Source organism: Nonlabens sp. (assembly GCF_047636915.1).
Lineage (GTDB): Bacteria > Bacteroidota > Bacteroidia > Flavobacteriales > Flavobacteriaceae > Nonlabens.
Window position 1 is genome coordinate 44,222 of record NZ_JBLIGN010000011.1, and the last position, 11,829, is coordinate 56,050.

General features: G+C 37.7%; 12 protein-coding genes and 1 other RNA gene. 9 read left to right on the top strand and 4 right to left on the bottom strand.

Annotated elements, in window-relative coordinates:
- Nucleotides 1–28: 28 nt before the first annotated feature.
- The 3 genes from ACJAT0_RS03440 to ACJAT0_RS03450 are packed head-to-tail and all read right to left on the bottom strand — an operon-like array spanning nt 29 to nt 3,032.
- A complete protein-coding gene (locus ACJAT0_RS03440; RefSeq protein WP_415180531.1) occupies nt 29–1,579 on the bottom strand; it encodes a hypothetical protein in 1,551 nt (516 codons plus the stop codon).
- Nucleotides 1,576–1,983 (bottom strand): acyl-CoA thioesterase, encoded by a 408-nt coding sequence (locus ACJAT0_RS03445; protein WP_415180532.1) that lies wholly within the window; start codon nt 1,981–1,983, stop codon nt 1,576–1,578. Before ACJAT0_RS03445 ends, ACJAT0_RS03440 begins: the two co-directional genes overlap by 4 nt.
- A complete protein-coding gene (locus ACJAT0_RS03450) occupies nt 1,983–3,032 on the bottom strand; it encodes a glutaminyl-peptide cyclotransferase (RefSeq protein WP_415180533.1) in 1,050 nt (349 codons plus the stop codon). The genes ACJAT0_RS03445 and ACJAT0_RS03450 overlap by 1 nt, the downstream gene beginning before the upstream one ends.
- 87 nt (nt 3,033–3,119) lie before the next feature.
- Between ACJAT0_RS03450 and ffs the strand changes: the two genes are divergently transcribed.
- Together ffs and ACJAT0_RS03460 are read left to right on the top strand one after the other, a co-directional pair.
- An RNA gene (gene ffs, locus ACJAT0_RS03455) (signal recognition particle sRNA small type) lies at nt 3,120–3,219 on the top strand.
- 45 nt (nt 3,220–3,264) lie between these two features.
- Nucleotides 3,265–4,068 (top strand): SDR family oxidoreductase, encoded by an 804-nt coding sequence (locus ACJAT0_RS03460; protein WP_415180534.1) that lies wholly within the window; start codon nt 3,265–3,267, stop codon nt 4,066–4,068.
- On the opposite strand, the gene ACJAT0_RS03465 is transcribed toward ACJAT0_RS03460, so the two are convergent.
- Entirely contained in the window at nt 4,065–4,979 is a 915-nt protein-coding gene (locus tag ACJAT0_RS03465; RefSeq protein ID WP_415180535.1) for a sterol desaturase family protein, read from the bottom strand. The genes ACJAT0_RS03460 and ACJAT0_RS03465 overlap by 4 nt on opposite strands.
- Before the next feature lie 130 nt (nt 4,980–5,109).
- Here ACJAT0_RS03465 and ACJAT0_RS03470 point away from each other — a divergent pair, with 130 nt between their 5' ends.
- From ACJAT0_RS03470 to ACJAT0_RS03500, 7 genes are all read left to right on the top strand, one after another.
- Nucleotides 5,110–6,774, top strand: coding sequence for an alpha-amylase family glycosyl hydrolase (locus ACJAT0_RS03470; RefSeq protein ID WP_415180536.1), 1,665 nt, complete (start codon nt 5,110–5,112; stop codon nt 6,772–6,774).
- Nucleotides 6,775–7,112: 338 nt separating this feature from the next.
- Nucleotides 7,113–7,343: a hypothetical protein gene (locus ACJAT0_RS03475; RefSeq protein WP_415180537.1), complete on the top strand. Its 231-nt coding sequence runs from the start codon at nt 7,113–7,115 to the stop codon at nt 7,341–7,343.
- Between the two features lie 46 nt (nt 7,344–7,389).
- The gene (locus ACJAT0_RS03480; RefSeq protein WP_415180538.1) at nt 7,390–8,523 is read left to right on the top strand and encodes a DUF2891 domain-containing protein; all 1,134 of its coding nucleotides are present in this window, start codon (nt 7,390–7,392) and stop codon (nt 8,521–8,523) included.
- Nucleotides 8,513–9,709 (top strand): Nramp family divalent metal transporter, encoded by a 1,197-nt coding sequence (locus tag ACJAT0_RS03485; protein ID WP_415180539.1) that lies wholly within the window; start codon nt 8,513–8,515, stop codon nt 9,707–9,709. The genes ACJAT0_RS03480 and ACJAT0_RS03485 overlap by 11 nt, the downstream gene beginning before the upstream one ends.
- The gene (locus tag ACJAT0_RS03490) at nt 9,710–10,444 is read left to right on the top strand and encodes a LamB/YcsF family protein (RefSeq protein WP_415180540.1); all 735 of its coding nucleotides are present in this window, start codon (nt 9,710–9,712) and stop codon (nt 10,442–10,444) included. It begins immediately after the preceding gene.
- The gene (locus ACJAT0_RS03495; protein ID WP_415180541.1) at nt 10,437–11,150 is read left to right on the top strand and encodes a 5-oxoprolinase subunit B family protein; all 714 of its coding nucleotides are present in this window, start codon (nt 10,437–10,439) and stop codon (nt 11,148–11,150) included. Before ACJAT0_RS03490 ends, ACJAT0_RS03495 begins: the two co-directional genes overlap by 8 nt.
- Nucleotides 11,143–11,829: allophanate hydrolase subunit 2 family protein (locus ACJAT0_RS03500; RefSeq protein WP_415180542.1), on the top strand; the 687-nt coding region annotated here is incomplete at its 3' end. The genes ACJAT0_RS03495 and ACJAT0_RS03500, both read left to right, overlap by 8 nt.

Below are 11,829 nucleotides of genomic sequence, written 5' to 3' on the forward strand. Positions count from 1 at the left end.
AAATAGCAGAGATGAAATAGAATGAATTTTAACTACCAGACAGATCGCTACTTTCAAAGGAGCCAGCATCTGGACCTTCACCTGAAACGGTAGAAGTGCTTCTTGTTGTACCCGAAATATCGGTGGCGGTAACACTCGCCGGATCTCCAATTCCATTAGCACCACCAGTGTTATCTATACGTAGTTTAAAAGCAGCTACCTCTTCAAATAATGGATCCACATTTAAAATGCATTGATTGTATAGATTTATATTACTGAAATCATATGCAGGAATTCCATCAAAGCTATTGGATGAATCATTAAAGCGCAGCAACGAATTCTCAAACTTAAAATTAAAGGTGGAGGTACCATCATCTAGCAGAGCAAGCTCAAGATTGCGATCGCCGTAAATAATACAATTGGTAAAATTTGCAGCCGTTAAATCTGCAGTAAACTCCGTATTTGGGATTGCATTAGAAATGAGCAGGGTAGGGTCTTGTCTGAAACTACCGTTCCAGTAATTAGAAATGGTACAATTATTAAAGTTATAATCGCCGCCTAGACGGGCTACTACCGCAGACTGTCCTGAGTTGTGGAAAATAGAATTAGTAGCTTCTATGGAAGCCGTTGTTCCTAAAAGGGCTGTGTTAGAACTATTAAAGACTTTAGAGTTATTGATCTTCAAAGTAGCGCCGTTAGAAGCATTATTAAAACTGTCCATAATAATACCCACACTAGCATTCTTAATCGTTGCATAATTGATTTCATGATTGATACTACCAGCGGTTAACCATATGGCTGCCCATTGTCCAGCGACATCGTCATAAAGAGGTTCCAATCGGTCACCTTCAAAAATCACTTCGTTTTCTAATTCTTCTGTGGTAGAAAGTGCACCATTTACTTTTAACGTACCATCTCTGGCAACTATAATACCGCTTTGAGAATGAAAGTGTATTCTTGCACCAGGATTTATAGCAAGCGTTTTATTAGGTGGGACACCAGCAAAACCGTAAATCACATAGGGCTTTTCGTTGGTGAAAATAAGCTCGTTATCGTCGAGAAAGAAACCAGAGATACGCACTCCGTCTTCTTCTGTTCCCAAGAGGATAGTTTCTTCAATACCCTCAGCATCCCGTTCTGGAAATAGAAAAACAGCATCTTTTATTAAAGTAACTAGTGCTACTTTTTGAAGGTTTGCTCCGGAATCAAATTCTATGGTATCTTCATATAAGAATTCTGTGTCTCCTGTGAAATCCATAATGTCTACGGTCGTTTCTACAAAAACAAACATGGAGTCCTTAGCGAGTAACTCTACATTTTCGAATACTTGTCCAGGAACACCATCTACAGATATGCGGTATTTAGAATTAGTGCCTTGCGCCAGCGCCACTCTAGGAATAACAATGTCATCATTGCTGCGATTATAGACTTTAAAAGTCCTGGTACTTGATCCTATGGTAGAAAAGACCGTATCTAAATAAATAGTGTCTTGAGAGAATTTTAGACTACCTGTACTGGACGTAAATTCAAAATCATTTCTACAAGAAGAAATGAGTACTAGAATGATGAAGCAAATTAGTGCAGTAACTATATATTTCATGAGGTTTCAAATAGATCTCTTAATTCTTGTGATATTTTAATGGGCTTGCCAGTTTTATCTATAGCACACCAGTCAGAGCTTGTTTTGGCTAGTAAATCCATGGTGTTTTCGTCATATATTTCAATAAAACGTTCATAACGTACGTTTGTTGCCCTTCCTACCTGAGTCTTAATTAGTATTTTGTCTCCTAAAACGGCAGCTTTCTTGTAAGTAATGCAGTGTTTAAGCATTACCCACCCAAAGCTTTCTAGCATCTCTAAAGTAGCAACACTTAGCCAGTGTTCTGTGGCCACAGCTGCAGCCCATTGTACGTAAACCACATTATTAACATGATCCAGGTCATCAATTTCATCTAAAGTTACAGTGCGTCTTTTTTCAAAAACAGGAAGTTTAGAATCTATCACTATTTTACAATTTCTATTTCAAACATCTTAGGCCACCTTTTTCCAGTGATAAAAAGGCGGTCCTTCTTTCTATCATAAGCGATTCCATTAAGGACATTATCCTTCTCAGAATAATTAGGGATTTCATCTGTAATGCTATTGAGATTAATCGCGCCTTCCACAACTCCAGAAATCGGGTTGATAATCATGATCAGATTAGTTGTGTAAACGTTGGCATATATTTTACCATCGATCCATTCTAGTTCGTTGATTTTTGAAACGATGCGATCGTTACTTACCACTTCTATATAACCCAATTCTTCATAAGTTACAGGATCAATTTTCCAAATTTTAGAACTTCCATCGCTTTTATATAGATACGTACCGTCATTAGTAAGTCCCCAACCTTCTTTGCTCTTATTGTATGTAAAATCGTCTATTTTATGAAGACCCAAGTCATAGACATAACCTATTTTGCTTTGCCAAGTCAGTTGGTATACCTTACCATTAAGAATGGTCATTCCTTCTGCAAATTGGCTGTCAGGAAGCGATGCTATTTTATAAGGTTCACCCTTCTCTACATCGGTTATTCTTATGTCACTTTCCCTAAATTGCCCTGTACTTTCATATAACGAATCTCCATAAAATTCTAGGCCTTGGGTGTAAGATGTTGTGTCGTGAACATAAGTGTTTACGATACGGTAACTGTATATTTTTGCCTTTTGAGTAGGCAATCTTTTAATTTTTGTGGCTGCGCTTGTATTCATACCATTTCTATAAATGATAGCTTTAAAAGTTAGATTTCCATAAGGTTGATTTATTAGCTTTCGCGAAAACGTGATTCCACCAGTCCCATCGATACGAGTCTCATTTTGATACCATATCACACTATCAATACCTATAGAAGTGTCATCTATCAAAGAAATTTGTACCGTATCTTCTTCACTCCAGTTCAATTTTGAATTGGTAATCTCAAGTTTGTAATTTTCTTTAAAAGTCTCGATGTCTGTTTTACAGCCTGATAATGAGAGTGCTGCAACAATCAGATAAACCGAATAGTTCCATTTCATAATGTGTCTTTATTGATGCGAAAGATAGCTATAAAAATGGATGAGAAAAACCTTTGTGTAACTAAAACTAGACTGTATATTTGCAGCTGGCAAGTCCTACACAACTAGCTCCTGTTGAACTCCTCCAGGGCGGGAACGCAGCAAAGGTAAGCGGTCGTAGCAGTGTGATGTAGGTAGCTTGCCTTTTTTTATGCCAACTACCCAAATCTAAGTACCTCATTTAAAAGCGATTATGAAAAAAGTAGTCCTCGTTACAGGTGGGTCTTCTGGAATAGGAAAATCCATAGCTCTTTATCTACAAGAAAAAAATTACACCGTCTACGGTACGAGTAGAAGTCCAGACCGCTATCCAGACAGTCCTATAAGCTTACTAGCACTGGATGTTCAACACCAAGATTCTATAAATTTGGCTGTTAAAAAACTCATAGAAAAAGAAGGGCAACTCGATATTTTAATTAATAATGCTGGGGTTGGAATTACCGGTCCTATGGAAGAAACTCCTATGGATCAAGTAAAAAACGCCATGGAAACAAATTTCTACGGTCCATTGAGAGTGCTACAGGCTGTTCTACCTCAAATGAGAAACCAGAAAAGGGGTCGTGTTATAAATATTACTAGTATTGCTGGCTATATGGGATTGCCTTATCGCGGTATTTATAGCGCTAGTAAAGGAGCTTTAGAAATTGCAACAGAAGCTTACCGTATGGAATGTGCGCATCTTAATATTCATTTCAGTAATGTAGCGCCAGGAGATTTTGCCACCAATATAGCCGCAGGGAGATTCCACTCACCAATCATTTCAGGAAGTGATTATGAAGCTGGTTATGCACATAGTTTAAAACTTATTGATGAGCATGTTGATAGCGGCTGCGATCCTATGGAAGTAGCTCATAAAATATATGAGATTCTTCAAAAGAAAAACCCAGGCATTCATTATAAGGTAGGTAGCTTTTTACAGAAGTTTTCTATTGTCTTAAAGAAAATACTTCCAGAAAAGCAATACGAAAAAATGCTGAAGAAGCATTATGGTCTTTAGGATGGATTGGATTCTGATTTTACAAAAGAGGAACGCTCACTATCTTTCTTAAAAGGCTTTAGCAATTGCTCGTGAAACGCAGTTGGATAATTTTTATCTCCAGGGAACCCTAATTCCAATTCTGCTTGGTGATACGGCATATGTGCCGTGCCAAACATATAATCCCATAAACTTAGAGAAAGACCATAATTCACACCGTATTTTTGTGCTCCGGGAATTTTTTTGGCATGATGCCATAAATGCATCTTAGGATTGTTCAACACATATTTTAAGGGTCCATAATCCCAATTTAAGTTGGCGTGATTCAAATGACCTATAAAAACGGCAATCATGTGGATCACGATAAATTGTTCAACACCAAAACCTATCATCGCAAGAGGTATATACTGCAAGGCTTTGTAGATAATCGTCTCCATAAAATGAAACCTAAATTGAGCAGCAAATCCCATTTCCTTAACGCTGTGATGCACTTTATGAAACTCCCACAAGAAAGGGACTCTGTGCAAGAGTCTGTGAATGTTCCACTGAATAAAGTCGGCAATGACAAACATGATCAATAATTGTGTCCAAAAAGGAAAATTAGTTACTTTAATAGCAATAAGGTTGGTAATCCCTATACCAGCGAGTCCGTCGTTAAATAATTCTACAAACACATCAGAGATTGCATTATAACCTACTAAAGAGAATAAGAAGAAATTGAAAAACAAGTAAAATAAATCCAACCAGAAGTCTTTACGCAATACTTTTTGCTTCTTGCGCCACGGCAACCAGACTTCTAGAGCAAATACCAATACAGAAATTATCAGCAACCAGTAAAAATAATTGGTCCACGACGGATTCATTATTTCTCGCCAGAGGTAAGAAGCGTAGCCATTAAAAGAATCGCCAAAAATTTCTAGGTATTTTTCCATGTGAATGGTAGTCGTATTTACCATGTAAAATTACTATATTCCTGTTTGCGATAACCTTGTATTATATTAAAAATGTATAAGTTCATAAAAGGAACTTCTTATTTTATTTTTACAAAATAAATTTTGTTTTATGAAACAGCTATTCTTTCTTTTTTTGATCTTATGTATAGGTACTTCTTGCAAGGAAAGTGTTCTATTAGAAAAAGTGGGTGCAAAAGAACCCGCTTATTTTGACTGGGGCGCCGCAAATGTATATTTTCTGTTAACTGATAGGTTTAATAACGCTGATACGTCAAACGATAATATCATTAAAAGAAATAAAGAAACGGGGAAATTAAGAGATTTTAAAGGAGGTGATTTTGCTGGCATCATTCAAAAAATAGACGATGGTTATTTTACTGATTTAGGGGTCAACGTTATTTGGTTAACCCCTATTTGGGAACAAATTCACGGCAGAGTCGATGAAGGCACTGGGTTTACTTATGCGTTTCATGGGTATTGGGCAAAAGACTGGACTGCTGTAGAACCTTCTTACGGAACAATGAAAGAGTTTAAAACGCTGGTTGATAAGGCACATCAAAAAGACATTAGAATACTACTTGATGTGGTGATCAATCATACAGGTCCTGTAACTGATCAAGATCTGTTGTGGCCAGAAGAATGGGTGCGCACTGGCCCAAGTTGTACCTATCAAGATCAAAGTACAGCGGTTACTTGTACGCTGACGAATAACTTGCCAGACATCAAAACAGAAGGCACAGAAGAAGTAGAATTGCCAGAGGCTCTAGTTAAAAAATGGAAAAAGGAAGGCAGATACGATCAAGAAGTAAAAGAACTCGAGGTATTTTTTGCAACTTCAGGTTTAAAAAGAACTCCTGCAAATTATATGATCAAATGGGTAACCGATTATGCCCGAGAGACAGGTGTTGATGGTTTTAGAATCGATACCGTTAAACATGTGGAAGAATCGATTTGGGCTACGTTTAATAAGCAAGCAAAATTAGCTTACGAAGAATGGAAAAGGAACAACCCTGAAAAAGTCATTCACAAGGACGCGTTTTTTATCATAGGTGAGCTCTACGGTTATGCTGCAGTAAACGGAAGACCGTATGGGTTTTCTAGTGGTACAGTGGATTATTTTGATGTGGGTTATGATGCCATGATCAACTTCGGATTTAAAAACCATGCCTCTCAAGATTATAAAACACTTTTTAAAAAATACGATAGTATTAGAAAAAACATGCTCACAGAAAAGCCTGGTCATCCCGCCTATTTTATGAATTATATCAGTTCTCATGACGATGGGCAGCCTTTTGATCCGTCAAGAGAAAAAGCAATGGAATCTGCTACTAAATTATTACTTACTTCTGGTATGTCTCAAATCTATTACGGCGATGAAATAGCTCGTTCTTTAGCAATAGATGGAACTGAAGGAGATGCAACATTAAGATCTGTCATGGACTGGAAAAATTTGAATCAAGAAGTTTTAACGCATTGGCAAGTATTAGGAAGGTTTAGAAACAAGCATAAATCAGTAGGAGCAGGAGAGCATTTCTCTTTAGAACACAAAGGAGAAGGAACTCTAGCTGCTAGATTCTATAATAAAAACAATCAGGAAGATATCGTGCTGATAGGAGCAGGTTTACCTAATGGATTACTTGAAATAGAGGTAGAAAAAGTCTTTCCTAAAACATCTCGATTGCGCAATGCGTATACCATCAAAAAAATACCTGTGGTGAATGGTAAAGTGACTGTGATGGTTAAAAATGGGGTGGTTTTGTTAGAGAAGTTGTAATTAAGCACTTTTCTTTAAATAGGAATAGGTTAGAGATTTTCTGTACAGTTATTGGAATTGGATGGATATTTAAGAATTCTACCATAGTGGATTACAAAATTTTAATACGGGACTAGCGATCGCTCTAAGTTTATCTGGGATCTGCGGGAATTCTCTCGATCAATTTTAAATACATATTTTTCTTTGGTAGATAGGGGAATGAAAAGGGGGTTTGCACAAGAGTGAAAACGCATTGGAAACATTACGAGCTTAGCTATTTTTAATCGATTTACCCGCCTTTACCATCCCAGAATATTTATTCTAACAAATGATTAGGGACTGACGAAAGGAGCTTTGGCATGTTAAAAATAAAAAATACAAACGGCTCTTGTTACCGACTTGCAGCTGCGCTTTTTTTATTTGAGCAATCTGTAATGGCATTAGGTAATTGGTGTTTACATAGCCGTAAAAAACGCAAGAGTAGTAAAATTCCTTTGGCTAGACGACACCGAAATATTCCAGCAAAAGAGTTCACATTCTTGAAATTCTATACTAATTATTCCGCTTTCGCGAAAGCGGAACCTATATAATCTCCATTCAATATTCTATCTTTAAAGATTCAATCAAACTTTAAAGATGAAGTACTATTATTACGCGCTGCTATTTTTAGGTAGCACAGGTTGCAAGGATCTAGGTGTTCCTGATTTGTCCATTGAGGAGAATACTCCTCAAAATGAAGTTATAAAGGACAAGATACCAACACCACAACTCAACTTGCAGCAAGCAAATAACCTGGCTCAGTTACCGCTACATTGTATAGAGACAGAATACCCTAATAAAATAGGGCATGTCACCGCTGGACCTGAAGATCAAAAAAGACCAAGGGTGCAACATCCAGTTTTTTATGGATGCTTTGATTGGCACAGTGCGGTACATGGGTATTGGAGTGCGGTAACCTTGATCAAGAACTTTCCAGAACTGGAGAAAAGGGAAGAGTTACTTCAAAAGATCCAAAGAAACCTAACCAGCGAAAATATAAAAGTAGAAATTGCTTATTTAAATACTAAAGACAACAAAACCTTTGAACGTACCTACGGTTGGGCTTGGTTGCTCAAATTACAGCAAGAACTGGACTCCTGGGAAAGTGAGTATGGAAAAGAACTCTCTCAAATCCTACAACCCTTATCTGATATGGTTGCTGATCGTTATGTAGAATATTTGCCCAAATTAAATTACGCAATCCGTGTTGGGGAACATTCTAATACCGCTTTTGGGATGGCATTTGCTTATGATTATGCCGTTCATGCACAAAACCAAGCGTTGAAATTGGTTATAGAGGAAAGGGCAATAGAATTTTATCTCCGTGATGCAGACTGTCCTATCTCATGGGAACCTAGCGGTTATGACTTTCTTTCTCCTTGTCTAGAGGAAGTGGATATCATGAGACGAATTCTTCCCGCGGCCGATTTTCATAATTGGATCAAAGAATTCTTACCCCATATCGAAAACGGGAAACTAGAGATGGAGATCGGCAAAGTTTCTGATCGCAGTGACGGGAAATTAGTTCATATAGATGGATTGAATCTCAGTCGTTCCTGGGTATTGTACGGACTTGCCGCTCAATATCCGGAGTACAACAATCTCACAGAAATTGCAGATGCCCATATCACCAACACCTTACCCAATCTCGTGGCAGACGATTATGCTGGAGGTCATTGGTTAGGGAGTTTTGCTATTTATGCATTGCAAAATGCCAAAAATGTTCCATAGAATATTTAAAAATATAGGTCCGGCGACATTAATTGCGGCAGCATTTGTAGGCCCAGGAACGGTGACTCTCTGTACACTGGCTGGAGCAAATTATGGGTACAGCCTTTTATGGGCTATGTTGCTGTCTATTTTTGCCACCATCATTCTCCAAGAAATGGCAGCTCGATTGGGATTGATAACTGGTCAAGGATTGCCAGAGATTCTAAGGAGTACGATTTCTAATAAATTCATTAGAGTAACACTGATTGCATTGGTTCTAGCAGCCATTGCAGTAGGAAATACGGCTTATGAAGCTGGGAATTTAAGCGGTGGCGTTTTAGGCTTGAACATCATTTTTGGCGAGCAATGGTATTTTCCTTTGCTGTTGGGAACTATTGCCTTTGGTTTACTCTATTATGGCAATTACAAAGTGCTAGAAAAAGTGCTTATTACACTCGTTGTAATTATGGGCATCTCGTTTATAGCCACGGCAATTGCGATAGGTCCAGATATGCATCAAATCTTTAAAGGCCTTTTCACCCCACAAATTAATAGTAAAAACATTCTAGCTATAGTCGGATTGATAGGAACGACAGTTGTTCCCTACAATCTATTCCTCCATGCTTCTTTAGTAAGTGAAAAGTGGAGTGCCTCCAGCGATTTAAGTGCGGTAAGAAAAGATACCATCATAAGCGTTGTGCTCGGTGGACTGGTTTCTATGGCAATTATTATTGCGGCAACCGCATTACAAGGAACGGATGTTTCAGGCGGTGCTGCCCTTGCCGCTGCACTAGAGCCTATTTATGGATCATGGGCAACTTATGTTTTTTCCATAGGTATTCTAGCCGCTGGAATTACCAGTGCTATTACTGCGCCACTTGCTGCGGCATACGTGGTAAAAGGATGTCTGGGTTGGAAAGGAACTATGAAAAGCGGGTCGTTTAGAGCCGTATGGATGTTTATTTTATGCGTTGGAATTATATTTTCCAGTATTGGGTTAAAGCCACTGGAAATAATCACCTTTGCCCAAATTGCTAATGGATTGCTTCTTCCGATAATTGCGGTTTTACTGCTTTGGCTGGTGAATCAAAAGTTATTAGGTTTGTTTCAAAATAAGACTTGGCAAAATATAATGGCTGCTGCAGTCATTATTATTGCGGTTCTACTTGGTGCAAAAACACTTCTTAAAGTCTTTGATCTTATATAAATGAAAACTATCGATTTAAATTGCGATCTAGGTGAAGGAATGGCAAGTGACGAGCGCATTATGTCATTTATTAGCTCCTGCAATATCGCTTGTGGCGGACATTTTGGAGATGAGAAATCGGTGAAAATCGCTTTGCAATTGGCCTTGAAATACGGTGTAAAAGCTGGTGCGCACCCATCTTTTAGAGATCAAGAAAATTTTGGTCGTATGTTTATAGATGTTTCTAGGTGTCGCTTTCGCGAAAGCATAACACAACAAATACAACTCTTTCAGAAAATAGCAAAGCAAGTAGGAGTGGCTTTACACCATATAAAAATGCATGGTGCCTTATATCATGCTGCGGCTTACCGAGAAGATTTTTCAGATTGGTTGGTAGAATTGATGCTGGAAGCCTATCCCAACATATTGCTTTATGTGCCACCTAATTCGTTACTAGAAAAAAAATGTAAAGCACATAGAATTGATTATCGTCGAGAAGGTTTTGCAGACCGATCTTATGATGCAAATGGTAAACTAGTAGAAAGATCGCAACCAAATGCCCTGATAAAGGATTACAGAATCACAGCAGCTCAAATAGAAATGCTTGTAAAAAATCAAAAAATAAGGACACCAAGCGGAATAGAAATCACGCTAGAAATAGATACGATTTGTATTCATGGAGATAACACAGAGTTGATGAAGGATTTTGAAAAATTGGTCGTTGATTTGAAATCTAAAGGAATTAAAATTGGATAAAGAGCTATTCACATATCATGCCTACAACGAAAGATCCTTGTTGATTTCATGGCCAGAAGAAACGCTGGAGATGATTTCCAAGAGAACCACAACGGTTAGGCAAATCAACAAACTTTTCAACCAGCAAGTCGTTATCAATCATGGCGCCTATTCCATTTTAATTTTATGGGAAAACAAAATTAATCATAAAAGTGTCATCGCTTTAATGGATAAAAAACTGCAAACTAACCAACTTTTAAAAGAAACTAACACCTTCTGGAGGCTGCCTATTTTTTATGAATTAGAGGAAACTGTTGTAAAGGCTTTCAAAAATAAGCTCCCGGTGGAAGAAATTATAGATTGCCACTGTAGAGCAACTTATAAGGTAGATTTTATAGGTTTCTTACCAGGGTTTCCTTATTTAAAAGGTTTGGATAGTGACTTGAAAATCCCTAGAAAGACAACACCATCATTGCAAGTAGCAGCTGGATCTGTGGCCATTTCAAATGAATATTGTGGTATATATCCATCTCAAAGTCCTGGGGGCTGGTATGTATTGGGAAATTGCCCACTAGATATGTTTGATGTGGCTAGAAGTTCCCCAAGCTTATTAAATGCTGGAGATCAAGTCAGTTTTTACTCCGTTTCAAAAGAAGAAAAGGATCAATTGATCGCACTAAAAGAAACCGGAAACTTAGAACTAGAAAAATTTAAAAGCCATGCCTAGTATAACCTTACTCCATGCAGGATTTTACAGTTCGATTCAAGATCGTGGAAGGAAATCCCATCGACATATAGGAATCCCACATAGTGGTGCGATGGATCAATCCTCAGCTGATTTGGGTAATTCGTTATTGAATAATGCTCTCGACGCAGCAGTTATGGAAATTATTTTACAAGGTGGTACGTATTTATTTTCTCATTCCACACGAATTGCCGTTACAGGAGCAAAAGCATCTATTAGGATTAACAATATACTGGTAGACCAGAATAAGGTACTAGAAATAAGCGCTGGAGATCTATTAAAAATGGGAGCAACTTCTTCGGGTAATTTTATATACCTAGTTATAGCCGGTGGTTTTTTAACCGATACTATTTTAGGCAGCAAATCTTTTTATCATAAAATCACCAACAAACATAAATTAAATACGCGCGACACAGTTCCCTTTCAAGAACAGATAATGAATATGTATAACCGAGCGTCTTTTTATAACCACAAAGCAGACACCTCGTTACGATGTTATGCAGGACCAGAATTTAATTTGTTGAATAGAAACCAACAAGAGAAACTGTTAAATACAAGTTTTAGCATTTCAAAAGACTGGAACCGTATGGCTTTTCAATTAGAGGAAAAATTGTCTAATAGTTTGCAACAGTTAAAGAGTAGTCCTGTGCTTCCTGGGACG

Coding starts and splice junctions, on each gene's coding strand:
- ACJAT0_RS03440 (WP_415180531.1), bottom strand. CDS start 1,579: ATGAAATATATAGTTACTGCACTAATTTGCTTCATCATTCTAGTACTC.
- ACJAT0_RS03450 (WP_415180533.1), bottom strand. CDS start 3,032: ATGAAATGGAACTATTCGGTTTATCTGATTGTTGCAGCACTCTCATTA.
- ACJAT0_RS03460 (WP_415180534.1), top strand. CDS start 3,265: ATGAAAAAAGTAGTCCTCGTTACAGGTGGGTCTTCTGGAATAGGAAAA.
- ACJAT0_RS03465 (WP_415180535.1), bottom strand. CDS start 4,979: ATGGAAAAATACCTAGAAATTTTTGGCGATTCTTTTAATGGCTACGCT.
- ACJAT0_RS03470 (WP_415180536.1), top strand. CDS start 5,110: ATGAAACAGCTATTCTTTCTTTTTTTGATCTTATGTATAGGTACTTCT.
- ACJAT0_RS03475 (WP_415180537.1), top strand. CDS start 7,113: ATGTTAAAAATAAAAAATACAAACGGCTCTTGTTACCGACTTGCAGCT.
- ACJAT0_RS03480 (WP_415180538.1), top strand. CDS start 7,390: ATGAAGTACTATTATTACGCGCTGCTATTTTTAGGTAGCACAGGTTGC.
- ACJAT0_RS03485 (WP_415180539.1), top strand. CDS start 8,513: ATGTTCCATAGAATATTTAAAAATATAGGTCCGGCGACATTAATTGCG.
- ACJAT0_RS03490 (WP_415180540.1), top strand. CDS start 9,710: ATGAAAACTATCGATTTAAATTGCGATCTAGGTGAAGGAATGGCAAGT.